Here is a 23080-nt window from a genome sequence, read left to right on the forward strand (position 1 = left end):
CGTCTGAGGCTCCGGTTCACTAAGCAGCCGCGACCTCACGCTTCGAAGAGAGCGGCGATCGGCAAAGACCGCCGACGCGTGTAAGTCATAGTGAGCCGACTAAGGAGTGTACGACACCTGAGCCAAAAACGCGAAACGCGTGCCAGGTGTCCTGACACAACCATGTAAGAGTCTACCCCACGGCCCGCACTCCTTCGACCGCACGCCGAAGGGCCCGCCGGGCGGACCGGCGGGCCCTTCGCGAGGTGCTCCTAGTAGATGCGGTGCCGGTCACCGCAGTACGTGGACGAGCCGCCCCAGCACGTCCAGGTGTAGATCTTCTTGATCCCCCGGCCGGACCAGGTCTCGTCGTGGCTCCCGTCCCACTTCCTGGAGAACTGGTGCCAGCTTCCGTTCGCGTAGTACCGGAACCACACGTAGCCGAACTTCGGCGTGGACTCCTTGCCGTACCAGTGGGTGTAGACCTTGCCGTGCGACCGGTACGTGTTGCCGTGCGTGGACGCCTTGTGGTTGGCCGAGTAGAACGTGCCCCACCCGCCGGACGAGGCCGCCTGGGCGGCGGGGGCGACGGCGAGCCCGGTGACGGCGATCGAGCCGGCGAGGGCGGCGGCTGCGAGGACCTTGCGCATCTGATTCCTCCGTGAGTCGTGTTCCCGACACGGCTCACGCTAGGAACCAGCGCCGTCACGTACTGCGGAGGAATACACACAGTGCATTACGGCACATACGGCTCCGGCTAGCTGCGCTTCGGCCCGTTCCCGAAGATCGTGCTCATCAGCAGGATCGCGCCCCAGGGCCCCATGACCCACAGCGGCCACGGATAGATCATGTGGCCGGACGAGACGCTCACGATCAGCCAGATCACCCAGTTGACGGCGCTGGCCGCGGCCCAGGCGCCCCAGGCCGCCCGCATGCCCGGATGCAGGTTGCCGCGCGTCGCGGGCACCGCCTCGGGCTTCGCCGGCCGGTGGCGCAGGTCGACGTCGGGCAGGTCGGCCGTCAGCTTGGCCAGATCACCGTAGGTCTTGCTCTTGTACAGCTCTTCGAGCCGCTCGTTGAACTCGTCCATCGTGATGCGGCCCTGCGCGGTGTGCTCCCGGAGGATGGCGGCGACCCGGTCGCGGTCGACGTCCGAGGCACGCATCTCGGGGCTGTTCGCCATTCCACCACTCCCGGGGGTCAGGGCTGAAGGTGACTCAGGCGCTCTTCGCCACCGTCCAGGGCGGTAAGCACCCAAGGACCATTATGTGTCACCGCGACGCTGTGTTCGAAGTGCGCCGAGGCCTTCCCGTCGATCGTCACGACCGTCCAGTCGTCGGACAGCACGCGGGTGCGCTCGGTGCCGAGGTTCACCATGGGCTCGATGGCCAGGCACATGCCCTCCTCCAGCAGCGGGCCGCGGCCCGGCTTGCCGTGGTTGGCGATCCACGGGTCCATGTGCATCTCGGTGCCGATGCCGTGGCCGCCGTACTCCGGAGGGATGCCGAAGCGGCCCTGGGACTTGACGTAGCGCTCGATTTCGTAGCCGATGTCGGACAGGTGGCGGCCGACCTTCAGCGCGGCGATGCCGTGCCACATGGCCTCCTCGGTGACCCGCATCAGCTCGGTCAGCTTGGGGTCGACCTCGCCGACCGGCACCGTGACGGCGGAGTCGCCGTGCCAGCCCTCCAGGATCGCGCCGCAGTCGATGGAGATGACGTCGCCCTCGCGCAGCTTGCGGGCGTCCGAGGGGATGCCGTGCACCACCTCGTCGTTGACGGATGCGCAGATCGTCGCGGGGAAGCCCTGGTAACCCTTGAACGACGGGACCGCGCCTTCGTCCCTGATCGCCTTCTCGGCGATGGAGTCGAGGTCGAGCGGCGTCATACCGGGCTCGACGGACCGCTTCAGCAGATCGAGCGTCCGCCCGACCACCAGGCCGGCGGCCCGCATCTTCTCCAGCTGCTCGGGCGACTTGATCTGGATTCCGTGTCGGTTTCTCTTGAACATTGTTCGGCACCCCCCGGGGTTTCTGACGGGCCTCGTGGGAGCCCTAATTCCCCCACAATAGCCGCACACAAAAAAGCAAGGTGGCACGGATATCCGTGCCACCTTCGCAGGAGATCGTGTCCGGCGTCATCCCAGGAACGGGCGGATCGCCTCCATGGCCCGCTGCGTCACCTCTTCGACCGGCCCGGTCGCGTCGACGCCCACGAGGATGTCCTCGTCGACGTAGTACGAGACCAGCGGCGCGGTCTGCTCCTGGTAGACCTCCAGGCGGTGCCTGACGGTCTCTTCCTTGTCGTCGTCCCGCTGGAACAGCGCGCCGCCGCAGGCGTCGCACTTGTCGTCTTTCTTGTCGTCGAACTCCACGTGCCAGATACGGCCGCACTGACTGCACGTACGCCGCCCCGCCAGCCGCCGGACGACCTCGTCGTCGTCCACGACCAGCTCCAGCACCAGGTCGAGCTCCAGACCCCAGTCCTTGAGCATGTCGCGCAGGATCTCCGCCTGCGCGACGTTCCTCGGGAAGCCGTCGAGCAGGAACCCGTCCTGCGCGTCGTCCTCGGACAGTCGGTCGCGGACCATGGCGATGGTGACCTCGTCGGGCACGAGATCGCCACGGTCCATGTAGGTTTTGGCCAGCTTGCCGAGGTCCGTGCCGCCCGAGACGTTGGCACGGAAGATGTCACCTGTCGAGATCTTCGGGATGGACAGGTTCGATGCGATGTACTGGGCCTGTGTCCCCTTACCCGCTCCGGGGGGCCCGACGAGAACGAGACGCACTACCGCAGGAAACCTTCGTAGTTGCGCTGCTGGAGCTGGCTCTCGATCTGCTTCACCGTGTCCAGGCCGACACCAACCATGATCAGAATGCTCGTCCCTCCGAACGGGAAGTTCTGGCTAGCCCCGGCCACCGCCAGCGCGACGATCGGGATCATGGAGATCAGACCCAGATAGAGCGCGCCGGGCGCGGTCAGACGGGTGAGCACGAAGTTCAGGTATTCAGCCGTCGGACGGCCGGGACGGATGCCCGGAATGAACCCACCGTACTTCTTCATGTTGTCGGCGACTTCAGCGGGGTTGAACGTAATCGACACGTAGAAGTACGTGAAGAAGACGATCAGCACGAAGAACGTGATCATGTAGACCGGGTGGTCGCCCCTGACCAGGTACTGGGAGATCCACTGGACGACCGCGTTGTTCGACGTCGGGAAGAGCGAGGTCAGCAGCTGCGGCAGGTAGAGCAGCGACGAGGCGAAGATGACCGGGATGATGCCGGCCTGGTTGACCTTGAGCGGGATGTACGTCGAGGTGCCGCCGTACATCCTGCGGCCCACCATGCGCTTGGCGTACTGGACCGGGATGCGGCGCTGCGCCTGCTCGACGAAGACCACGGCCGCGATCATGAAGACACCGACGACCAGGACCACCGCGAAGGTGAACTTGTTCGCCCGGAAGATGTTGGACAGCTCGGACGGGAAGACCGCGACGACCTGCGTGAAGATCAGGATGGACATGCCGTTGCCGACGCCGCGGTCGGTGATGAGCTCACCGAGCCACATGATCACCGACGTGCCGGCCGTCATGATGATGACCATCGTGACGATGCCGAAGACGTCGTCGGGGTCACGCAGGACGGACTGCTGGCAGTTGGGGAACAGCTGGCCGGACCGCGCGAGCGCGATGAAGGCGGTCGACTGGAGGACGCCGAGGCCGATGGTCAGATAACGCGTATACTGCGTGATCTTGGCCTGACCCGCCTGGCCTTCCTTCTTGAGAGCCTCAAGACGTGGAATCACCACGACGAGCAGCTGGAGAATGATGCTCGCGGTGATATACGGCATAATGCCCAGCGCGAACACCGACAGCTTCAGGAGCGCACCACCACTGAACAGCTGCACCATCCCATAGATGTTGCCGGTGGCTCCGTTACGGGCCTGATCGAAACAGGCCGCGAGGTTCTGGACGTGAACTCCCGGAGTCGGAAGAACCGAGCCGAGACGGAACAGCGCGATGATGCCCAGGGTGAAGAGCAACTTCTTGCGCAGGTCCGGTGTCCGGAACGCCCGGGTAAACGCGGTCAGCACGGTCCCTCCTGCGCGCCTTTATGGCGATGTGAGTATGCGGTGGTGCGGGGATCTGCCATGTCAAGTCTCAAGTCAAACGAGCCGGACAGAATCCTGCCGTCTCGCCGAACTCTAACGCACTAAGGGCGTGGGGGCCCATTGTCGGAACCCCCACGCCTCGTCATAGCGGAGCTACAGCTCGGTAACGGAACCACCGGCGGCGGCGATCTTCTCCTTCGCGGCGGACGAGAAGGCGTGAGCCGTAACGTTCACAGCGACGGAGATCTCGCCGGTGCCGAGCACCTTCACGAGCTGGTTCTTGCGAACGGCGCCCTTGGCCACCAGGGCCTCGACGGTGACGTCGCCACCCTCGGGGAACAGCTCGCCGAGCCTGTCCAGGTTGACGACCTGGTAGGTCGTCTTGAACAGCGCGTTGGAGAAGCCCTTGAGCTTCGGCAGACGCCTCTGCAGCGGCACCTGGCCACCCTCGAAGCCGAGGGGAACCGTGGTACGGGCGTGGCTGCCCTTGGTGCCGCGACCGGCAGTCTTACCCTTGGACGCCTCGCCGCGACCCTTGCGGATCTTGGCCTTGTTGGCACCCGGAGCAGGACGCAGGTCGTGAATCTTGAGCGGAGCCTTGTCAGTCATGACTAGTCGACCTCTTCCACCTCGACGAGGTGCGTCACCACGGACACCATCCCGCGAATCTCGGGACGGTCCTCCTTGACGACGACATCGCCGATTCGCTTCAGGCCAAGCGAACGCAGCGAGTCACGCTGGTTCTGCTTGCCACCGATCTTCGAGCGAACCTGAGTGATCTTCAGGCGTGCCATGACTAGCTCACCGCCTTCGCGGCCGCGGCCTCGGCGATGCCCTCGCGCTGAGCCTTGAGCATCCGGGCCGGAGCCACGTCCTCGATCGGCAGGCCACGGCGGGCGGCGATCTCCTCGGGGCGGGAAAGGCCCTTCAGAGCCGCCACGGTGGCGTGCACGATGTTGATCGGGTTGTCCGAGCCGAGCGACTTGGACAGCACGTCATGGATGCCGGCGCACTCCAGGACCGCGCGCACCGGGCCACCGGCGATGACGCCGGTACCGGCCGACGCCGGACGCAGGAAGACGACACCGGCCGCCTCCTCGCCCTGCACGGTGTGCGGGATGGTGCCCTGGATGCGGGGCACCTTGAAGAAGTGCTTCTTGGCCTCTTCGACGCCCTTGGCGATGGCCGCGGGGACTTCCTTGGCCTTGCCGTAACCGACGCCGACCAGGCCGTTGCCGTCACCGACGATGACGAGGGCGGTGAAGCTGAAGCGACGACCACCCTTCACGACCTTGGCCACTCGGTTGATCTTCACTACGCGCTCGATGTACGAGACGCCCTTGTCGGCGGCGCCACCGCGGCGATCGTCACGACGGTCCCGCCGCTCGCCACCGGTGCCGCCACCGCGACGCGGAGCTGCAGCCATCAGTGGTTCCTCTTCTCAGTTGCCATCAGAATTCCAGCCCGCCTTCGCGGGCGCTGTCCGCCAGAGCCGCGATGCGACCGGCGTAGCGGTTGCCACCGCGGTCGAAGACGACCTTGGTGATCCCGGCTTCCTTGGCCCGCTGAGCGAGGAGCTCGCCGACCTTCTTGGCCTTCTCCGTCTTGTCGGCCTCGATCGTGCGCAGCGAGGCGTCCATGGTGGAGGCGCTGACCAGCGTGTGACCGACGGAGTCGTCCACGATCTGGACGAACATGTGACGGGTCGAACGGTTGACGACCAGGCGCGGACGCTCGGCCGTACCGACGACGAACTTGCGGACGCGGCGGTGACGGCGAGCCCGCGAGACGGTGCGGGCAGCCGTGTGCTTGCTGAACGCAGTCTTCGGAGCCATGCCTACTTACCAGCCTTTCCGACCTTGCGGCGGATCTGTTCGCCCTGGTAACGCACGCCCTTGCCCTTGTACGGGTCAGGCTTGCGCAACTTGCGGATGTTGGCCGCGACCTCGCCGACCTTCTGCTTGTCGATGCCGTCCACATGGAACAGGGTCGGCTTCTCGACGCGGAAGGAGACGCCCTCGGGGGCGTCGACGATGACCGGGTGACTGAAGCCCAGCGAGAACTCCAGCTGCGTCGGGCCCTTGGCCTGGACGCGGTAACCGACGCCGACGATCTCCAGGGCCTTGGTGTAGCCCTGGGTGACGCCCTGCACCATGTTGGCGATCAGCGTCCGGGACAGGCCGTGCAGCGCACGGACCTTGTTCTCGTCGTTGGGCCGGGAGACGGCGATGGCGCCGTCGTCGTCACGACCGACCGTAATCGGGTCCGCGACCGTGTGAGAAAGCGTGCCCTTCGGGCCCTTGACCTGGACATCCTGGCCGGTGATCGTGATGTCTACGCCACTGGGCACAGGGATGGGCAGCCGTCCGATTCTCGACATGCTGTGTTCCTCCCCTCTACCAGACGTAGGCGAGGACTTCGCCGCCCACGCCACGCTTGCCGGCCTGCTTGTCGGTCATGAGACCGGCGGACGTCGAGATGATCGCGACGCCCAGTCCGCCCAGAACTCGAGGCAGGTTGTCCTTCTTTGCATAAACCCGCAGACCGGGCTTGGAAACCCGGCGCAGGCCCGCGAGCGAACGCTCACGGGTAGGCCCGAACTTGAGCTCCACCACGAGGTTCTTTCCAACCTTGGCGTCTTCGACGGCCCAGGACTGGATGTATCCCTCCTGCTGGAGGATCTCGGCGATGTGCGCCTTGATCTTTGAATACGGCATCGACACGCTCTCGTGGTACGCCGAGTTCGCGTTACGCAGACGCGTCAGCATGTCTGCGATCGGGTCGGTCATCGTCATGGCCAGTGGCCTTCCTCGCCGCGGTTTCCAGTCGGCCAAGCAGCGCTCTGCCGGTGGACCTTCGGCGCGGTCATGGACGCGAAGCGTCCTGTCTTCTTCTGAACATGGACCCCGGGGGACGACACGGAGCCGCCCCCCAGAGTATCTACCAGCTCGACTTGGTGATGCCGGGCAGCTCGCCCCGGTGCGCCATCTCGCGGAAGCACACGCGGCACAGACCGAACTTGCGGTACACCGCGCGCGGACGACCGCAACGCGAGCACCGGGTGTAGGCCCGGACCTCGAACTTCTGCTTGCGCCCCGCCTTGGCGATCAGCGACTTCTTCGCCATTGGATCAGGCCTCCTTGAACGGGAAGCCGAGGAGCTTCAGCAGCGCCCGGCCCTGGTCGTCGTTCGTCGCGGTGGTCACGACCGTGATGTCCATGCCCCGCGGGCGGTCGACCTTGTCCTGGTCGACCTCGTGGAACATGACCTGCTCGGTCAGACCGAACGTGTAGTTGCCGTTGCCGTCGAACTGCTTCGGCGACAGGCCGCGGAAGTCCCGGATACGGGGCAGCGCCAGCGCCAGCAGGCGGTCGAGGAACTCCCACATACGGTCGCCGCGCAGCGTGACGTGCGCGCCGATCGGCATGCCCTCACGCAGCTTGAACTGCGCGATGGACTTGCGGGCCCGGACGACGGCCGGCTTCTGGCCGGTGATCACGGTGAGGTCGCGTACGGCGCCTTCGATGAGCTTGGAGTCGCGAGCCGCCTCACCGACACCCATGTTGACCTTGATCTTGGTCAGGGCCGGGATCTGCATGACGTTCTCGATGCCGAACTGCTCGCGAAGCTGGGCCGCGATCTCCTCGCGGTACTTCGTCTTGAGTCGCGGCGTCGGGCGCTCGGTCTCAGTGGTCGTGGCGGTCATCAGCTGTCCTCACCCGTCTCCTCGGCCTTGTCGGCCTTCTTGTCGGCGGGCTTCTCGTCCTTGAGCTTCTTCACGTTGGACACGTGGATGGGGCCCTCCATCGTCTGCACGCCGCCGGTCTTGGCGCCACGCGGACCCTGGAGAGACTCCTTGGTGTGCTTCTTGATCATGTTGACGCCCTCGATCACCACGCGGTCCTCGCGCGGGTACGTGGCGATGACGTGACCCTTGGCACCCTTGTCCTTGCCGGCGATGACCTGAACCAGGTCACCCTTCTTCACATGCAACTTCGGCATTACAGCACCTCCGGTGCGAGCGAGATGATGCGCATGAACTTCTTGTCGCGCAGCTCGCGGCCGACCGGGCCGAAGATACGAGTGCCACGAGGGTCACCGCTGTCCTTGATGATGACGGCGGCGTTCTCGTCGAAGCGGATGTAGGAGCCGTCGGGCCGGCGGCGCTCCTTGACCGTGCGGACGACGACGGCCTTGACCACGTCGCCCTTCTTGACGCCCGTGCTGCCCGGCAGCGCGTCCTTGACAGTGGCGACGATGATGTCGCCGATACCGGCGTAGCGTCGGCCCGAGCCACCGAGAACACGGATGCAAAGGATTTCCTTCGCACCAGTGTTGTCGGCGACCTTGAGCCGCGACTCCTGCTGGATCACTTGAACTCCTGTTAGTCGCGCCGGTTCTCATTTCTGAGCCTGGCGGAACCTGTCGTTGTCTTGTTCCCACGGCCACAGTCCACGAAGGGGCCGCACCGCAGGCGACGCGAGGCCCGGGAGGACCTCGCGTCCTTGGACGCCGTCATGGGGGCCCTGAGGCCCCCACGAGGCGCGGTATATCCGAGAAGGGCCTTACTTGGCCTTCTCGAGGATCTCCACGACCCTCCACCGCTTGGTGGCGGAGAGGGGGCGGGTCTCCATGAGCAGCACGCGGTCGCCGACGCCACAGGCGTTGGCCTCGTCGTGCGCCTTGTACTTGGTCGTACGGCGGATGACCTTGCCGTACAGACGGTGCTTGACGCGGTCCTCGACGGCGACGACGACGGTCTTGTCCATCTTGTCGCTGACGACCAGGCCCTCACGGACCTTGCGGAAGTTCCGCGCGTCGTTCGCCTCGGTGGTTCCGGTGGTCTCGGTCTCAGCCATCGCTCGTCTCCTTCTCGACCGTGACGATGCCGAGCTCACGCTCGCGCATCACGGTGTAGATACGGGCGATCTCGCGGCGGACGGCGCGCAGCCGCCCGTGGCTCTCCAACTGACCGGTCGCTGCCTGGAAGCGGAGGTTGAACAGCTCCTCCTTGGCTTCCTTGAGCTTCTGGACCAGGGTGTCCTGGTCCTCCACTCGCAGCTCGCCGGCGGTCAGGCCCTTAGCCATCACGCCTCACCCACTTCACGCTTAACGATCTTGCACTTCATCGGCAGCTTGTGGATCGCCCTGGTGAGCGCCTCACGCGCGACCGACTCCGCCACGCCGGACAGCTCGAACATCACGCGTCCGGGCTTGACGTTGGCGATCCACCACTCCGGCGAACCCTTACCGGAACCCATGCGGGTCTCGGCCGGCTTCTTGGTGAGGGGACGGTCGGGGTAGATGTTGATCCACACCTTGCCGCCACGGCGGATGTGACGGGTCATGGCGATACGAGCGGACTCGATCTGGCGGTTGGTCACGTAGGAGTGCTCAACAGCCTGAATGCCGAACTCGCCGAACACGACCCTGGTGCCGCCCTTGGCGGCTCCGCTGCGGTCAGGCCGGTGCTGCTTGCGGTGCTTGACCCTGCGCGGGATCAGCATGGTCAGCTCCCTTCAGCACCCGGCTGCGCAGCCGGGCCGGTCTCAGGGGCAGCCTGCGAAGCTGCCTCGGTACGGGGGGCGCGGTCGCCACGGCCGCCACCACGACGCGGACGGTCACCGCCGCCACGACGCGGACGGTCGCCGCCGCCACCGCGACGGTCGTCACGCTCGCGACGCTGGCCGGCGCGAGCGCCGGCGGCAGCCGCCTCACGCTCGGCGCGGCTGGTCGGAGCCTCGCCCTTGTAGATCCAGACCTTCACGCCGATGCGGCCGAAGGTGGTACGGGCCTCGTAGAAGCCGTAGTCGATGTCCGCGCGGAGGGTGTGCAGCGGCACGCGACCCTCACGGTAGAACTCCGACCGCGACATCTCGGCGCCGCCCAGACGACCGGCGCACTGGACACGGATGCCCTTGGCGCCGGACTTCATGGCCGACTGCATCGCCTTGCGCATGGCGCGGCGGAACGAGACACGGCTGGACAGCTGCTCGGCGACGCCCTGAGCGACGAGCTGAGCGTCGATCTCCGGGTTCTTGACCTCGAGGATGTTGAGCTGGACCTGCTTCTTGGTCAGCTTCTCGAGGTCGCCGCGGATACGGTCCGCCTCGGCGCCGCGGCGGCCGATCACGATGCCCGGACGCGCGGTGTGGATGTCCACCTGCACACGGTCCGTGGTGCGCTCGATCTCGACCTTGGAGATGCCGGCCCGCTCCATGCCCTTCTGCAGCATGCGGCGGATCGCCACGTCCTCGGCGACGTACGACTTGTACAGCTTGTCGGCGTACCACCGGCTCTTGAAGTCGGTCGTGATGCCGAGGCGGAACCCGTGCGGGTTAACCTTCTGGCCCACTATCGGGTCCTTCCCTTCGGCTCGCGGGATTCCACGATCACGGTGATGTGGCTCGTCCGCTTGTTGATCCGATAGGCGCGACCCTGTGCACGCGGGCGGAACCGCTTCAGCGTCGGGCCCTCGTCGACCCAGGCGCGGCTCACGACGAGCGTGCTGGGGTCGAGGTTGAAGTTGTGCTCGGCGTTCGCCATGGCGCTGCTGAGCACCTTGTAGATCGGCTCGCTCGCCGACTGGGGAGCGAACTGCAGCACGGCCTGCGCCTCCGAAGCGGGCAGCCCGCGAATAAGGTCCACCACGCGGCGGGCCTTGAGGGGCGTGACACGGACGAACCGCGCCTGAGCCCTGGCTTCCATCGCTTACTCCTCTAAATGCTTCTGAAGGCGTCTATCGCCGGCTGCGCCGGTCTTCCTTGACGTGGCTGCGGAACGTCCGCGTGGGGGCGAACTCTCCGAGCTTGTGACCGATCATCGACTCGGTGACGAACACCGGGACGTGCTTGCGGCCGTCGTGCACGGCGATCGTGTGCCCGAGCATGTCGGGAACGATCATGGAGCGCCGCGACCACGTCTTGATGACGTTCTTGGTGCCCTTCTCGTTCTGGGCGTCCACCTTCTTCTGAAGGTGGTCGTCCACGAAGGGACCCTTCTTAAGGCTACGTGGCATTTCGGCTGCTCCTACCGCTTCTTCCTCTTGCTCCGACGACGGATGATCAGCCGGTCGCTGGACTTGTTGGCCTGGCGGGTGCGGCCCTCGGGCTTGCCCTTCGGGTTCACCGGGTGGCGACCGCCGGACGTCTTGCCCTCACCACCACCGTGCGGGTGGTCAACGGGGTTCATGGCGACACCGCGGACGGTCGGGCGCTTGCCCTTCCACCGCATACGGCCGGCCTTGCCCCAGTTGATGTTGGCCTGCTCGGCGTTGCCGACCTGGCCGACCGACGCCCGGCAGCGCACGTCGACCATGCGCATTTCACCGGACGGCATACGCAGGGTGGCGTACTGGCCTTCCTTGGCGAGCAGCTGGATCTGGGCGCCCGCGGAACGACCGAGCTTCGCGCCGCCGCCCGGACGGAGCTCCACCGCGTGGATGAAGGTACCGGTCGGGATGTTGCGCAGCGGCAGGCAGTTGCCCGGCTTGATGTCGGCAGCGGGGCCGTTCTCGATTCGGTCGCCCTGCTTGAGGCCGGTCGGCGCGATGATGTAGCGCTTCTCACCGTCGGCGTAGTGGAGCAGAGCGATGTTGGCGGTGCGGTTGGGGTCGTACTCGATGTGAGCGACCTTCGCCGGGATGCCGTCCTTGTCATGCCTACGGAAGTCGATGATCCGGTAGGCGCGCTTGTGTCCGCCGCCCTGGTGGCGCGCGGTCACCCGGCCGTGTACGTTCCGGCCGCCCTTGCTGTGAAGGGGCGCAAGCAGCGACTTCTCGGGAGTGCTGCGGGTGATCTCGGAGAAGTCCGAGACACTCGACCCGCGGCGACCCGGGGTCGTCGGCTTGTACTTACGGATGCCCATCTTTTTCGTTCATCCTTCGTCGGTTACATGGGCGAGCCCGCCGCACCGAAATGCGACGGTCTCGTCCCTCGCAGACCTTTCGGTCCGCTTCCTATCTATGGCGCTGCTAGCCGATCTGACCGAAGATGTCGATCCGATCGCCCTCGACCAGGCTCACGATTGCGCGCTTGGTGTCGGGACGCTTGCCGAAACCGGTGCGGGTGCGCTTGCGCTTGCCCGTCCGGTTGATGGTGTTCACGCTGGTGACCTTGACCCCGAAGATCTGCTCAACAGCGATCTTGACCTGGGTCTTGTTCGCGGTCTTCTTCACCAGGAACGTGTACTTGTTGTTCTCATCGATCAGGCCGTAGCTCTTCTCAGAGACGACCGGCTTGATGATGATGTCGCGCGGGTCGGCGATCTTCTCCATCAGGCGTCTTCCTTCCCGCCCTGGCTCAGCCGCGCGACGACCTGGTCGTACGCCTCCTGGGTGAAGACCACGTCGTCGTGCACGAGCACGTCGTAGGTGTTGAGCTGCCCGGCGTCCAGCAGGTGGACCTCGGGAGCGTTACGCAGGCTCATCCAGGTCAGCTCGTCGGCCTCGTCGACGACGAGGAGCACGCGGGGAGCCTGAGTGATCTTGCGCAGGGCGTCCAGGGCAGCCTTGGTCTTGGGGGTCTCCCCCGTGACCAGCGTGCTGACCACGTGAACGCGACCGCCACCGGCCCTGTCGGACAGGGCACCGCGGAGCGCGGCGGCCTTCATCTTCTTGGGCGTGCGCTGCGAGTAGTCACGCGGCACGGGCCCGTGGACGACGCCACCGCCGGCGAACTGCGGCGCACGGGTCGAACCCTGGCGGGCGCGGCCGGTGCCCTTCTGGCGGTACGGCTTCTTGCCGCCACCGCTGACCTCGCCACGGGTCTTGGCCTTGTGGGTGCCCTGCCGGCGAGCGGCGAGCTGGGCCACGACCACCTGGTGGATCAGCGGAACGTTGACCGTCGTGCCGAAGACGTCTTCGGGCAGTTCGACGGTGCCGGCCTTGGCGCCGCTGGCGTCGAGGACGTCAATAGTGGTGCTCACTTGGCAGCCCCCTTCTTGGCAGCGGTGCGGACGAGGACCAGGCTGCCGTTCGCGCCGGGGATCGCACCCTTGATCAGGATGAGACCGTTCTCGGCGTCAACGGAGTGAACCTTGAGGCTCTGCACAGTGGTGCGGACGTTACCCATCCGACCGGCCATGCGCAGGCCCTTGAATACGCGGCCCGGGGTGGCGCAGCCACCGATGGAACCCGGCGAGCGGTGCTTGCGCTGCGTACCGTGCGACGCGCCCAGACCACCGAAGCCGTGCCGCTTCATGACACCGGCGAAGCCCTTGCCCTTGCTCTTGCCCGTCACGTCGACGAACTGGCCGGCCTCGAAGGTGTCGGCCAGCAGCTCCTGGCCCAGGGTGTAGTCGCTCGCGTCGTCGGTGCGGATCTCCGCGAAGTAACGGCGCGGGGTGATGTCGTGCTTACGCAGGTAGTCGCCGAGCGGCTTGTTGACCTTCCGGGGGTCGACCTGCCCGAAGCCGAGCTGAACGGCGGAGTAGCCGTCCTTCTCTGCGGTGCGGACCCGGGTCACCACGCACGGACCGGCCTCGACCACGGTCACCGGAACCATCCGGTTGTCCGCGTCGAAGACCTGGGTCATGCCGAGCTTCTTGCCCAGGACGCCCTTGATCGTCTTAGCCATGTCAGTGCGTTCCCTCAGAGCTTGATCGAAATGTCGACACCCGCGGGGAGGTCGAGCCGCATGAGCGAGTCAACCGTCTTGGGGGTCGGGTCGATGATGTCAATCAGCCGCTTGTGCGTGCGCATCTCGAAGTGCTCGCGGCTGTCCTTGTACTTGTGCGGCGAGCGGATGACGCAGTACACGTTCTTCTCGGTCGGCAGCGGCACCGGGCCCGCGACCTTCGCGCCAGTCCGCGTCACCGTCTCGACGATCTTCTTGGCCGAGCTGTCGATGACCTCGTGGTCATAGGCCTTAAGCCGGATGCGGATCTTCTGTCCCGCCATAGTGGCCTCGGTGTCCTTCGCTGTCGTCTGAAAAAGTATCGTGCGGCCTTTTGCCGCTGTATTGGTGCAGGTCTGACCCTGCGTAACCCCACGAGACAGACACTGTTGATCTGTCTTTTCTTCCGTGATCCGGCAGTTACTTCGGTCACTATGGCCGAAGCGACTGCTGGATCACGGCGCTTTACGCGAGGCCCTTGACGTGGTGCGGCGGTCGGCCCTGAGGTGCGGGGCCGACCGCCGCCCCGACGGTCGAGCTACTTGAGGATCTTCACGACCCGGCCGGCGCCGACGGTGCGGCCACCCTCACGGATCGCGAACTTGAGGCCTTCCTCCATGGCGATGGGCTGGATCAGCTCAACGCGCATTTCGGTGTTGTCGCCCGGCATGACCATCTCGGTGCCCTCAGGGAGGTTCACAACACCGGTCACGTCAGTCGTACGGAAGTAGAACTGCGGGCGGTAGTTGTTGAAGAACGGCGTGTGGCGGCCGCCCTCGTCCTTGGACAGGATGTAGACCTGGCCGGTGAACTCGGTGTGCGGGGTCGTCGTGCCCGGCTTGATGATGCACTGGCCGCGCTCGACGTCGTCGCGCTTGATGCCGCGGAGCAGCAGGGCGGCGTTGTCGCCGGCGTGACCCTCGTCGAGCATCTTGTTGAACATCTCGATGCTGGTGACGGTGGTGGTCGTCTTCTCCGGCTTGATGCCGATGATGTCGACCTGCTCGTTGACCTTGACGATGCCGCGCTCGATACGACCGGTGACGACGGTGCCGCGACCGGTGATCGAGAAGACGTCCTCGACGGGCATGAGGAACGGCTTCTCCGTGTCACGGGGAGGCTCGGGGACGTTCTCGTCCACCGCGTTCATCAGCTCGATGATGCTGTCGGCCCACTTCTCGTCACCCTCGAGAGCCTTGAGGGCGGAGACGCGGACGACGGGCAGGTCGTCGCCGGGGAACTCCTGCGCGGACAGGAGCTCACGGACCTCCAGCTCGACGAGCTCGAGGATCTCCTCGTCGTCGACCATGTCGGACTTGTTCAGCGCCACGACGATGTAGGGGACGCCGACCTGGCGGGCCAGGAGGACGTGCTCCTTCGTCTGCGGCATCGGGCCGTCGGTGGCGGCGACCACGAGGATCGCGCCGTCCATCTGAGCGGCACCGGTGATCATGTTCTTCACGTAGTCGGCGTGACCGGGGCAGTCAACGTGAGCGTAGTGACGCTTCTCGGTCTGGTACTCGACGTGCGCGATGGAGATCGTAATACCGCGAGCCTTCTCCTCGGGCGCCTTGTCGATCTTGTCGAACGGGGTCGCCTTGTTGAGCTCGGGGTAACGGTCGTGAAGCACCTTGGTGATCGCCGCGGTCAGCGTGGTCTTGCCGTGGTCGATGTGTCCAATGGTGCCGATGTTCATGTGCGGCTTGGTCCGCTCGAACTTGGCCTTGCCCACTGGTTCTCTCCTTGAGAATCTGACTGACTTTCGTCTACACACTCGGGCCCGGGAGATCCCAGACCCCTAGGCGGTGGGGTGGCTCGCACCACCCCACCAGGGACCGGAACTATTCGCCCCGGGCCTTCGCGACGATCTCCTTGGCGATGCCCGGGGGCACCTCCGAGTAGGAGTCGAACTGCATGCTGTAGCTCGCGCGCCCCTGCGTCTTGCTACGCAGGTCACCCACGTAGCCGAACATCTCAGACAGCGGCACGAGCGCCTGGACGACACGGGCGCCGGCCCGCTCGTCCATCGCCTGGATCTGCCCGCGGCGACCGTTGAGGTCACCGATGACGTCACCCATGTAGTCCTCGGGCGTGGTGACCTCGACGGCCATCATCGGCTCGAGAAGAACGGCGTCCGCCTTGCGCGCGGCCTCCTTGAAGGCCATCGAGCCAGCGATCTTGAACGCCATTTCCGAGGAGTCGACGTCGTGGGCGGCACCGTCGGTCAGCGTAACCTTCACGCCCACCATCGGGTAACCGGCCAGCACACCGAACTCGGCGGCCTCCTGGGCGCCGGCGTCGACCGAGGGGATGTACTCCCTCGGGACGCGGCCACCCGAGACCTTGTTCTGGAACTCGTAACCGTCGTTGCCCTCGCCCAGCGGCTCCAGGTCGATGATCACCCGCGCGAACTGACCGGAACCACCGGTCTGCTTCTTGTGGGTGTAGTCGACCTTCTCCACCTTGCGGCGGATGGTCTCGCGGTAGGCCACCTGCGGGCGGCCCACGTTGGCCTCGACCTTGAACTCACGACGCATACGGTCGACGAGGATCTCCAGGTGAAGCTCGCCCATGCCCCAGATGACCGTCTGACCGGTCTCCTCGTCACGACGGACCTGGAAGGACGGGTCCTCCTCGGCCAGCCGCTGGATGGCGGTGGACAGCTTCTCCTGGTCGCCCTTGGTCTTGGGCTCGATGGCGACGTTGATGACCGGAGCCGGGAACGTCATCGACTCGAGCACGACCGGGTTGGACGGGTCGGCAAGGGTGTCGCCGGTCGTGGTGTCCTTCAGACCCATGACGGCGACGATCTGACCGGCGATCGCCTGCGGGCGCTCTTCGCGCTTGTTGGCGTGCATCTGGTAGATCTTGCCGATCCGCTCCTTCTTGCCCTTCACCGAGTTCACGACCTGTGAACCGGTGTCGAGGGTGCCGGAGTAGATGCGGATGTAGGTGAGCTTGCCCAGGTGCGGGTCGCTGGCGATCTTGAAGGCCAGCGCGGAGAACGGCTCGGTCGGGTCCGCGTGACGCTCGATCACCTTCTCCTCGTTGCCGACCGCGTAACCCTTGAACGCCGGGATGTCGGTCGGGGCGGGGAGGTAGGCGACGATCGCGTCGAGCAGGGGCTGAACGCCCTTGTTCTTGAACGCGGTGCCGCACAGCACCGGGTTGATGGAGCTGCTCAGCGTGGCGCGGCGGATGGCCGCGACCAGCTGCTCCTCGGTGGGCTCGGTGCCCTCCAGGAAGAGCTCCATCAGCTCGTCGTCGTTCTCGGCGACCGTCTCGATGAGGCGGTCACGCCACTCGCGGGCGGCGTCGGCGTGGTCGGCCGGGACGTCGACGGTGTCGTACATCTCGCCCTTGGCCGCGTCGGCGCTCCAGATGAGCCCCTTCATCTTGATGAGGTCGATGACGCCCTTGAAGTCGGCCTCGACACCCCACGGAAGCTGGATCACAGCGGGGGTCGCGCCCAGGCGGCTGACCATCATCTCGACGCAGCGGTGGAACTCCGCGCCGACACGGTCCATCTTGTTCACGAAGCAGATGCGCGGGACCTCGTACCGGTCAGCCTGCCGCCACACCGTCTCCGACTGCGGCTCGACACCGGCGACACCGTCGAACACGGCGACGGCACCGTCGAGGACGCGGAGCGAGCGCTCCACTTCGATGGTGAAGTCGACGTGACCCGGAGTGTCGATGATGTTGATGGTGTGACCGATCCACTCACAGGTCGTCGCGGCAGACGTGATCGTGATGCCGCGCTCCTGCTCCTGCTCCATCCAGTCCATGGTGGCAGCGCCCTCATGGACTTCACCGATCTTGTAGTTGATGCCGGTGTAGAACAGGATGCGCTCGGTCGTGGTGGTCTTGCCCGCGTCGATGTGGGCCATGATCCCGATGTTGCGGACCTTGGCCAGGTCAAGAGCGGTCGTAGCGGCCACTTTAACTCGCGTCCTCGTCGTCTCGTCGAACCCGCCGGGTTACCAGCGGTAGTGGGCGAAGGCCTTGTTGGACTCGGCCATCTTGTGGGTGTCCTCGCGCTTCTTGACACTCGCTCCGAGGCCGTTGCTGGCGTCGAGGAGCTCGTTCATGAGGCGCTCGGTCATGGTCTTCTCGCGGCGGGCGCGGGAGTACTGCACCAGCCAGCGCAGGGCCAGGGTGGTGCTGCGCGCGGCGCGCACCTCGACCGGCACCTGGTACGTCGCGCCACCGACACGGCGGCTGCGGACCTCGAGGGTCGGCTTGACGTTGTCAAGCGCGCGCTTGAGGGTGACGACCGGGTCGTTGCCCGTCTTCTCCCTGCAGCCTTCGAGGGCGCCGTAGACGATCGACTGCGCGATGGAACGCTTACCGTCGAGGAGCACCTTGTTGATCAGGGCGGTCACGAGCGGCGAGCTGTAAACCGGGTCAGACATGAGCTGACGACGGCCAGGAGAACCCTTACGAGGCATTGTTAGCTCTTCTCCTTCTTCGCGCCGTAGCGGCTGCGGGCCTGCTTGCGGTTGCGGACACCCTGGGTGTCGAGCGAGCCGCGGATGATCTTGTAGCGAACACCAGGCAGGTCCTTCACACGACCGCCACGCACGAGCACGATGGAGTGCTCCTGCAGGTTGTGGCCCACACCGGGGATGTAAGCCGTGACCTCGATGCCGTTCGTGAGCCGAACGCGGGCCACCTTGCGCAGTGCCGAGTTGGGCTTCTTCGGGGTGGTGGTGTAAACGCGCTGGCACACACCGCGCCGCTGCGGACTCCCCTTGAGGGCAGGAGTCTTGGTCTTGGAGACCTTGTCCTGCCGGCCCTTGCGGACCAACTGCTGAATAGTGGGCACTGCCACTCCGTTTCGTGCCTGGCCGGTGTTACGTCATTGGGTCTTGCTTTTCGCAGGTTCTGCCGGTGTCATGACCTGCTGGTTTTCCTCGTCTCGGCGCCCCCGCGGTCGGGCGTGTCGCGCTATTCACACAGACACAGCCACGGAGACTTGCGAGCCTGAGAGTCCAGCCGACGCTCTCCCCAGGGATATGAGCGCACAGCCGAAAGCCCGCTAGAGACGGGCACGATGCTCAAGACTACCCAGGCCCAGCCGACACGTCAAAACGGCACGGCAACGCCTGTCGGCTTCGCCGCTCCGTGCCACCGGGGCCTGTCTCATCCAGCCCATCCGAAGCGCCGCGGCAATGATACCGGGCCTGGGGACCGACGTGTGCCGATTCGCCAGGGAGTCCCGCAACCGGCCCCCAGGCCGCCATGCCGCCGGACCGGCTCCCCCGGGCCTTCCCGGCCCCCGCAGGGCGTCTGAGGCCGTCTACGGCAGCGCGTACGGCCGGAAAAGCACCGCGCCCGGGCCTCTTCGGAAAGAGACCCGGGCGCGTCGCCTGCGAAACTGCTAGCGGTTGTACTGACCGAAGTCGTACTCCTCCAGCGGGACGGCCTCGCCGCTGCCCGTGCCGAAGGTGTAGTCGGCCGCGGAACCGTCGTAACCGCCGACGGTGTACATGGCGGCCTTGGCCTCCTCGGTCGGCTCGACCCGGATGTTGCGGTACTGGGGCATGCCCGTACCGGCCGGGATGAGCTTACCGATGATGACGTTCTCCTTCAGGCCCAGCAGCGAGTCGGACTTGGCGTGGATCGCCGCGTCCGTCAGGACCCTGGTCGTCTCCTGGAAGGAGGCCGCCGACAGCCACGACTCGGTGGCCAGCGACGCCTTCGTGATGCCCATGAGCACCGGACGGCCCGCGGCCGGCGAGCCGCTCTCGGCCACCGTCTCACGGTTCATCTGCTCGAAGCGCGGACGCTCCACCAGCTCACCGGGCAGCAGGTCGGTGTCACCGGACTCAAGCACGTTCACGCGCTTGAGCATCTGCCGCACGATGATCTCGATGTGCTTGTCGTGGATCGACACACCCTGCGACCGGTAGACCTGCTGGACCTCGGCCACCAGGTGCAGCTGCACGGCCCGCGGGCCGAGGATGCGCAGGACCTCGTTGGGGTTGACCGCACCGGCGATCAGCTGCTGGCCGACCGTCACACGCTGACCGTCCTGGACGAGCAGGCGCGAACGCATCGAGACCGGGTAGGCGATCTCCTCCGACCCGTCGTCGGGGGTGATGACGATCTTCCTGGTCTTGTCGGTCTCGTCGATCCTGGCCCGGCCCTCGGCCTCGGAGATCGGGGCGACACCCTTGGGGATGCGCGCCTCGAACAGCTCCGTGACACGGGGCAGACCGTGGGTGATGTCGGCGCCGGCCACACCACCGGTGTGGAACGTACGCATCGTCAGCTGCGTGCCGGGCTCACCGATCGACTGGGCGGCGATGATGCCGACCGCCTCGCCGACGTCCACGAGCTTGCCGGTGGCCAGCGAGCGGCCGTAGCAGGTCGCGCAGACACCGATCTTGGCCTCGCAGACGAGCGCACTGCGGGTGCGGACGGTCTCGACGCCGGCCTCGACCAGCTTCGTCACGTGGATGTCGTTGATGTCGACACCCGCCGGGACGATGACCTTGCCGTCGACCTCGACGTCCTCGGCCATGATGCGGCCGTGCACGTTGGACTCGGCGTTCTCCGCCTTGACCAGGTTGCCCGACGAGTCGCGCTCGCCGACGTGCAGCGGGACCGCGCGGTCGGTGCCGCAGTCGATCTCACGCACGATGACGTCCTGGGCGACGTCCACCAGACGACGGGTCAGGTAACCCGAGTCGGCGGTACGCAGGGCGGTGTCGGCCAGACCCTTTCGCTGACCGTGGGTGGAGATGAAGTACTCCAGCACCGACAGGCCCTCGCGGAAGGAGGCCTTGATCGGCCGCGGGATCGTCTCACCCTTGGTGTTGGACACCAGGCCACGGATACCGGCGATCTGCCGGACCTGCATCTTGTTACCACGGGCGCCCGAGTTGACCATCATCCAGACCGGGTTGGTCGCCGGGAAGGCGTTGACCATGTCGGTCTCGACGTCGGCCGTGGCGTGGGTCCAGATCTCGATGAGCTCCTGGCGGCGCTCCTCGTCGGTGATCAGACCACGCTCGTACTCGCGCTGGACCTTGTCGGCCCGGCGCTCGTAGTTCTCCATGATGTCGGTCTTGTTCGGCGGCGCGACGACGTCCTCGATCGAGATCGTGACGCCGGAGCGGGTCGCCCAGCGGAAGCCCGCGTCCTTGAGCGCGTCGAGCGAGTTGGCGACCTCGACCTTGGGGTAGGTGTCGGCCAGCTCGTTCACGATCGTGGACAGCTGCTTCTTGCCCACCTGGAAGTTGACGAACGGGTAGCTCTCGGGGAGCGTCTGGTTGAACAGGCACCGCCCGAACGTCGTCTCCAGCCGGATCGGGTCACCCTGCTCCCAGCCCTCCGGAGCGACCCAGTCGCGCGGCGGCAGGACGTCCTTGACCCGGATCTGGATCTTCGCCTGGATCTCCAGCTCGCGGCGGTCGAAGGCCATCTGCGCCTCGGCGATCGAGCCGAACACGCGGCCCTCGCCGGTCGCGCCTTCCTTGTGGGTGGTCAGCCAGTAGAGGCCGATGACCATGTCCTGGGTGGGCATCGTCACGGGCTTGCCGTCGGCCGGCTTGAGGATGTTGTTGGTCGAGAGCATCAGGATGCGTGCCTCGGCCTGGGCCTCAGCCGACAGCGGCAGGTGCACGGCCATCTGGTCGCCGTCGAAGTCCGCGTTGAAGGCGGTGCAGACGAGCGGGTGGATCTGGATGGCCTTGCCCTCGACCAGCTGCGGCTCGAACGCCTGGATGCCCAGACGGTGAAGCGTCGGAGCACGGTTGAGCAGCACCGGGTGCTCGGTGATGACCTCTTCGAGCACGTCCCACACGACGGGGCGGGCGCGCTCGACCATCCGCTTGGCCGACTTGATGTTCTGCGCGTGGTTGAGGTCCACGAGCCTCTTCATCACGAACGGCTTGAACAGCTCCAGCGCCATCTGCTTGGGCAGACCGCACTGGTGCAGCTTGAGCTGCGGGCCGACGACGATGACCGAACGGCCGGAGTAGTCGACTCGCTTGCCCAGCAGGTTCTGGCGGAAACGCCCCTGCTTGCCCTTCAGCATGTCGCTGAGGGACTTCAGCGGCCGGTTGCCGGGGCCGGTCACCGGGCGACCGCGACGGCCGTTGTCGAACAGCGCGTCGACGGCCTCCTGGAGCATCCGCTTCTCGTTGTTCACGATGATCTCGGGGGCGCCGAGGTCGAGCAGACGCTTGAGGCGGTTGTTCCGGTTGATGACCCGGCGGTACAGGTCGTTGAGGTCGGAGGTCGCGAACCGGCCACCGTCGAGCTGCACCATCGGGCGCAGGTCCGGCGGGATGACCGGGATGCAGTCGAGCACCATGCCGCGCGGCGAGTTGGTCGTGTTCAGGAACGCCGACACGACCTTGAGCCGCTTGAGGGCGCGGGCCTTCTTCTGGCCCTTGCCGCTGCGGATGGTCTCGCGCAGGTTCTCGGCCTCGGCGTCGAGGTCGAAGCTGATCAGGCGGTCCTGGATCGCCTGCGCGCCCATGCCGCCCTTGAAGTAGCGGCCGAAGCGGTCGCGCATCTCGCGGTAGAGCAGCTCGTCGCCCTCGAGGTCCTGGACCTTGAGGTTCTTGAAGCGGCTCCAGACCTCGTCGAGCCGGTCCAGCTCGCGCTGGGCACGGTCGCGGAGCTGACGCATCTCGCGCTCGGCGCCCTCGCGGACCTTGCGCCGCTGGTCGCCCTTGGCGCCGGCGGCCTCCAGCTCGGCCAGGTCGGACTCGAGCTTCTTCTGCCTGGACTCGACGTCGGCGTCACGGCGCTGCTCGATGTGCTGCCGCTCGACGGAGATCTTCGCCTCCAGCGAGGGCAGGTCACGCTCACGCATGTCGGTGTCGACGTGCGTGATCATGTAGGCCGCGAAGTAGATGACCTTCTCCAGGTCCTTCGGGGCCAGGTCGAGCAGGTAGCCGAGGCGCGACGGCACGCCCTTGAAGTACCAGATGTGCGTGACGGGCGCGGCCAGCTCGATGTGGCCCATCCGCTCACGACGCACCTTGGCCCGGGTCACCTCGACGCCGCAGCGCTCACAGATGATGCCCTTGAACCGGACGCGCTTGTACTTGCCGCAGTAGCACTCCCAGTCGCGGGTCGGACCGAAGATCTTCTCGCAGAAGAGTCCGTCCTTTTCCGGCTTGAGAGTCCGGTAGTTGATGGTCTCGGGCTTCTTGACCTCGCCGTGCGACCACTGACGGATGTCGTCGGCGGTCGCAAGACCGATCCTGAGCTCGTCGAAGAAGTTGACGTCTAGCATTGTGTGCGATCTCCCCCTCAGACTTCTTCCACGCTGCTCGGCTCACGCCGGGACAGATCGATACCGAGTTCCTCCGCCGCGCGGAAGACGTCCTCGTCGGTGTCGCGCATCTCGATGGA

At 66.0% G+C, this 23080-nt stretch carries 31 protein-coding genes; all 31 read right to left on the reverse strand.

Annotation, left to right across the window (positions count from 1 at the left end):
* Positions 1-251 precede the first annotated feature (251 nt).
* A complete protein-coding gene (locus ABZ444_RS10955) occupies positions 252-629 on the reverse strand; it encodes a hypothetical protein (protein ID WP_357994777.1) in 378 nt (125 codons plus the stop codon).
* A gap of 107 nt (positions 630-736) precedes the next feature.
* Positions 737-1162 (reverse strand): DUF1707 domain-containing protein, encoded by a 426-nt coding sequence (locus ABZ444_RS10960; RefSeq protein WP_357982764.1) that lies wholly within the window; start codon positions 1160-1162, stop codon positions 737-739.
* 17 nt (positions 1163-1179) lie between these two features.
* On the reverse strand, positions 1180-1989 hold the full coding sequence (map, locus tag ABZ444_RS10965; protein WP_357994778.1) for a type I methionyl aminopeptidase: 810 nt from the start codon (positions 1987-1989) through the stop codon (positions 1180-1182).
* Positions 1990-2115: 126 nt separating this feature from the next.
* Complete coding sequence (locus tag ABZ444_RS10970) at positions 2116-2766, reverse strand: adenylate kinase (RefSeq protein WP_357705904.1); 651 nt, start codon at positions 2764-2766, stop codon at positions 2116-2118.
* The gene (secY, locus tag ABZ444_RS10975; protein WP_357994779.1) at positions 2766-4070 is read right to left on the reverse strand and encodes a preprotein translocase subunit SecY; all 1305 of its coding nucleotides are present in this window, start codon (positions 4068-4070) and stop codon (positions 2766-2768) included. The genes ABZ444_RS10970 and secY overlap by 1 nt, the downstream gene beginning before the upstream one ends.
* Before the next feature lie 171 nt (positions 4071-4241).
* The gene (gene rplO / locus ABZ444_RS10980) at positions 4242-4697 is read right to left on the reverse strand and encodes a 50S ribosomal protein L15 (RefSeq protein ID WP_357994780.1); all 456 of its coding nucleotides are present in this window, start codon (positions 4695-4697) and stop codon (positions 4242-4244) included.
* 2 nt (positions 4698-4699) lie between these two features.
* A complete protein-coding gene (gene rpmD / locus ABZ444_RS10985) occupies positions 4700-4882 on the reverse strand; it encodes a 50S ribosomal protein L30 (RefSeq protein ID WP_080043226.1) in 183 nt (60 codons plus the stop codon).
* A 2-nt stretch (positions 4883-4884) separates the two neighbouring features.
* Positions 4885-5514 (reverse strand): 30S ribosomal protein S5, encoded by a 630-nt coding sequence (rpsE, locus tag ABZ444_RS10990; protein ID WP_357705907.1) that lies wholly within the window; start codon positions 5512-5514, stop codon positions 4885-4887.
* Positions 5515-5539: 25 nt separating this feature from the next.
* On the reverse strand, positions 5540-5923 hold the full coding sequence (gene rplR / locus ABZ444_RS10995; RefSeq protein WP_357994781.1) for a 50S ribosomal protein L18: 384 nt from the start codon (positions 5921-5923) through the stop codon (positions 5540-5542).
* A 2-nt stretch (positions 5924-5925) separates the two neighbouring features.
* Complete coding sequence (gene rplF, locus ABZ444_RS11000; protein WP_357994782.1) at positions 5926-6468, reverse strand: 50S ribosomal protein L6; 543 nt, start codon at positions 6466-6468, stop codon at positions 5926-5928.
* 16 nt (positions 6469-6484) lie between these two features.
* Entirely contained in the window at positions 6485-6883 is a 399-nt protein-coding gene (rpsH, locus tag ABZ444_RS11005; protein ID WP_125644666.1) for a 30S ribosomal protein S8, read from the reverse strand.
* A 145-nt stretch (positions 6884-7028) separates the two neighbouring features.
* Positions 7029-7214 carry a type Z 30S ribosomal protein S14 gene (locus ABZ444_RS11010; protein ID WP_020542298.1) on the reverse strand — a complete coding sequence of 62 codons (186 nt, stop codon included), beginning with the start codon at positions 7212-7214 and terminating at the stop codon, positions 7029-7031.
* A 4-nt stretch (positions 7215-7218) separates the two neighbouring features.
* Positions 7219-7794: a 50S ribosomal protein L5 gene (rplE, locus tag ABZ444_RS11015; protein ID WP_357705909.1), complete on the reverse strand. Its 576-nt coding sequence runs from the start codon at positions 7792-7794 to the stop codon at positions 7219-7221.
* Entirely contained in the window at positions 7794-8081 is a 288-nt protein-coding gene (rplX, locus tag ABZ444_RS11020; RefSeq protein WP_352327499.1) for a 50S ribosomal protein L24, read from the reverse strand. Before rplX ends, rplE begins: the two co-directional genes overlap by 1 nt.
* Positions 8082-8089: 8 nt before the next feature.
* Positions 8090-8461, reverse strand: a complete 372-nt coding sequence (rplN, locus tag ABZ444_RS11025; RefSeq protein WP_090769698.1) for a 50S ribosomal protein L14 — start codon at positions 8459-8461, stop codon at positions 8090-8092.
* A gap of 192 nt (positions 8462-8653) precedes the next feature.
* A complete protein-coding gene (gene rpsQ, locus ABZ444_RS11030) occupies positions 8654-8947 on the reverse strand; it encodes a 30S ribosomal protein S17 (RefSeq protein WP_357982781.1) in 294 nt (97 codons plus the stop codon).
* Positions 8940-9176 carry a 50S ribosomal protein L29 gene (gene rpmC / locus ABZ444_RS11035; RefSeq protein ID WP_080047279.1) on the reverse strand — a complete coding sequence of 79 codons (237 nt, stop codon included), beginning with the start codon at positions 9174-9176 and terminating at the stop codon, positions 8940-8942. Before rpmC ends, rpsQ begins: the two co-directional genes overlap by 8 nt.
* On the reverse strand, positions 9176-9595 hold the full coding sequence (gene rplP / locus ABZ444_RS11040; protein ID WP_125644673.1) for a 50S ribosomal protein L16: 420 nt from the start codon (positions 9593-9595) through the stop codon (positions 9176-9178). The genes rpmC and rplP overlap by 1 nt, the downstream gene beginning before the upstream one ends.
* 2 nt (positions 9596-9597) lie before the next feature.
* Positions 9598-10443 (reverse strand): 30S ribosomal protein S3, encoded by an 846-nt coding sequence (gene rpsC / locus ABZ444_RS11045; RefSeq protein ID WP_352362898.1) that lies wholly within the window; start codon positions 10441-10443, stop codon positions 9598-9600.
* Positions 10443-10796 carry a 50S ribosomal protein L22 gene (rplV, locus tag ABZ444_RS11050; protein ID WP_080043235.1) on the reverse strand — a complete coding sequence of 118 codons (354 nt, stop codon included), beginning with the start codon at positions 10794-10796 and terminating at the stop codon, positions 10443-10445. The genes rpsC and rplV overlap by 1 nt, the downstream gene beginning before the upstream one ends.
* 31 nt (positions 10797-10827) lie before the next feature.
* Positions 10828-11106 (reverse strand): 30S ribosomal protein S19, encoded by a 279-nt coding sequence (gene rpsS / locus ABZ444_RS11055; RefSeq protein WP_030451498.1) that lies wholly within the window; start codon positions 11104-11106, stop codon positions 10828-10830.
* 11 nt (positions 11107-11117) lie between these two features.
* A complete protein-coding gene (gene rplB, locus ABZ444_RS11060) occupies positions 11118-11954 on the reverse strand; it encodes a 50S ribosomal protein L2 (protein ID WP_125644676.1) in 837 nt (278 codons plus the stop codon).
* 106 nt (positions 11955-12060) lie between these two features.
* Positions 12061-12363 carry a 50S ribosomal protein L23 gene (gene rplW, locus ABZ444_RS11065; protein WP_352327250.1) on the reverse strand — a complete coding sequence of 101 codons (303 nt, stop codon included), beginning with the start codon at positions 12361-12363 and terminating at the stop codon, positions 12061-12063.
* Complete coding sequence (gene rplD, locus ABZ444_RS11070) at positions 12363-13013, reverse strand: 50S ribosomal protein L4 (protein ID WP_357994783.1); 651 nt, start codon at positions 13011-13013, stop codon at positions 12363-12365. Before rplD ends, rplW begins: the two co-directional genes overlap by 1 nt.
* Complete coding sequence (rplC, locus tag ABZ444_RS11075) at positions 13010-13663, reverse strand: 50S ribosomal protein L3 (RefSeq protein WP_138694761.1); 654 nt, start codon at positions 13661-13663, stop codon at positions 13010-13012. Before rplC ends, rplD begins: the two co-directional genes overlap by 4 nt.
* 14 nt (positions 13664-13677) lie before the next feature.
* Complete coding sequence (gene rpsJ, locus ABZ444_RS11080; RefSeq protein ID WP_012887830.1) at positions 13678-13986, reverse strand: 30S ribosomal protein S10; 309 nt, start codon at positions 13984-13986, stop codon at positions 13678-13680.
* 254 nt (positions 13987-14240) lie between these two features.
* Positions 14241-15434, reverse strand: a complete 1194-nt coding sequence (gene tuf, locus ABZ444_RS11085) for an elongation factor Tu (RefSeq protein ID WP_125644684.1) — start codon at positions 15432-15434, stop codon at positions 14241-14243.
* A 109-nt stretch (positions 15435-15543) separates the two neighbouring features.
* Complete coding sequence (gene fusA, locus ABZ444_RS11090; protein WP_357994784.1) at positions 15544-17643, reverse strand: elongation factor G; 2100 nt, start codon at positions 17641-17643, stop codon at positions 15544-15546.
* A 39-nt stretch (positions 17644-17682) separates the two neighbouring features.
* A complete protein-coding gene (gene rpsG / locus ABZ444_RS11095; RefSeq protein ID WP_043623423.1) occupies positions 17683-18153 on the reverse strand; it encodes a 30S ribosomal protein S7 in 471 nt (156 codons plus the stop codon).
* A gap of 2 nt (positions 18154-18155) precedes the next feature.
* Positions 18156-18530: a 30S ribosomal protein S12 gene (rpsL, locus tag ABZ444_RS11100; protein WP_020542315.1), complete on the reverse strand. Its 375-nt coding sequence runs from the start codon at positions 18528-18530 to the stop codon at positions 18156-18158.
* A gap of 555 nt (positions 18531-19085) precedes the next feature.
* On the reverse strand, positions 19086-22961 hold the full coding sequence (locus ABZ444_RS11105) for a DNA-directed RNA polymerase subunit beta' (RefSeq protein WP_357994785.1): 3876 nt from the start codon (positions 22959-22961) through the stop codon (positions 19086-19088).
* Positions 22962-23080 lie beyond the last annotated feature (119 nt).

It is taken from the genome of Nonomuraea sp. NPDC005730 (assembly GCF_040630865.1).
GTDB lineage: Bacteria > Actinomycetota > Actinomycetes > Streptosporangiales > Streptosporangiaceae > Nonomuraea.

Excerpts from the sequence above, each read along its gene's own strand:
- ABZ444_RS10955 (WP_357994777.1), bottom strand. The coding sequence starts at position 629 with ATGCGCAAGGTCCTCGCAGCCGCCGCCCTCGCCGGCTCGATCGCCGTC.
- ABZ444_RS10960 (WP_357982764.1), bottom strand. The coding sequence starts at position 1,162 with ATGGCGAACAGCCCCGAGATGCGTGCCTCGGACGTCGACCGCGACCGG.
- map (WP_357994778.1), bottom strand. The coding sequence starts at position 1,989 with ATGTTCAAGAGAAACCGACACGGAATCCAGATCAAGTCGCCCGAGCAG.
- rplO (WP_357994780.1), bottom strand. The coding sequence starts at position 4,697 with ATGACTGACAAGGCTCCGCTCAAGATTCACGACCTGCGTCCTGCTCCG.
- rpmD (WP_080043226.1), bottom strand. The coding sequence starts at position 4,882 with ATGGCACGCCTGAAGATCACTCAGGTTCGCTCGAAGATCGGTGGCAAG.
- rpsE (WP_357705907.1), bottom strand. The coding sequence starts at position 5,514 with ATGGCTGCAGCTCCGCGTCGCGGTGGCGGCACCGGTGGCGAGCGGCGG.
- rplR (WP_357994781.1), bottom strand. The coding sequence starts at position 5,923 with ATGGCTCCGAAGACTGCGTTCAGCAAGCACACGGCTGCCCGCACCGTC.
- rplF (WP_357994782.1), bottom strand. The coding sequence starts at position 6,468 with ATGTCGAGAATCGGACGGCTGCCCATCCCTGTGCCCAGTGGCGTAGAC.
- rpsH (WP_125644666.1), bottom strand. The coding sequence starts at position 6,883 with ATGACGATGACCGACCCGATCGCAGACATGCTGACGCGTCTGCGTAAC.
- ABZ444_RS11010 (WP_020542298.1), bottom strand. The coding sequence starts at position 7,214 with ATGGCGAAGAAGTCGCTGATCGCCAAGGCGGGGCGCAAGCAGAAGTTC.
- rplE (WP_357705909.1), bottom strand. The coding sequence starts at position 7,794 with ATGACCGCCACGACCACTGAGACCGAGCGCCCGACGCCGCGACTCAAG.
- rpsQ (WP_357982781.1), bottom strand. The coding sequence starts at position 8,947 with ATGGCTGAGACCGAGACCACCGGAACCACCGAGGCGAACGACGCGCGG.
- rpmC (WP_080047279.1), bottom strand. The coding sequence starts at position 9,176 with ATGGCTAAGGGCCTGACCGCCGGCGAGCTGCGAGTGGAGGACCAGGAC.
- rplP (WP_125644673.1), bottom strand. The coding sequence starts at position 9,595 with ATGCTGATCCCGCGCAGGGTCAAGCACCGCAAGCAGCACCGGCCTGAC.
- rplV (WP_080043235.1), bottom strand. The coding sequence starts at position 10,796 with ATGGAAGCCAGGGCTCAGGCGCGGTTCGTCCGTGTCACGCCCCTCAAG.
- rpsS (WP_030451498.1), bottom strand. The coding sequence starts at position 11,106 with ATGCCACGTAGCCTTAAGAAGGGTCCCTTCGTGGACGACCACCTTCAG.
- rplB (WP_125644676.1), bottom strand. The coding sequence starts at position 11,954 with ATGGGCATCCGTAAGTACAAGCCGACGACCCCGGGTCGCCGCGGGTCG.
- rplW (WP_352327250.1), bottom strand. The coding sequence starts at position 12,363 with ATGGAGAAGATCGCCGACCCGCGCGACATCATCATCAAGCCGGTCGTC.
- rplC (WP_138694761.1), bottom strand. The coding sequence starts at position 13,663 with ATGGCTAAGACGATCAAGGGCGTCCTGGGCAAGAAGCTCGGCATGACC.
- rpsJ (WP_012887830.1), bottom strand. The coding sequence starts at position 13,986 with ATGGCGGGACAGAAGATCCGCATCCGGCTTAAGGCCTATGACCACGAG.
- rpsG (WP_043623423.1), bottom strand. The coding sequence starts at position 18,153 with ATGCCTCGTAAGGGTTCTCCTGGCCGTCGTCAGCTCATGTCTGACCCG.
- ABZ444_RS11105 (WP_357994785.1), bottom strand. The coding sequence starts at position 22,961 with ATGCTAGACGTCAACTTCTTCGACGAGCTCAGGATCGGTCTTGCGACC.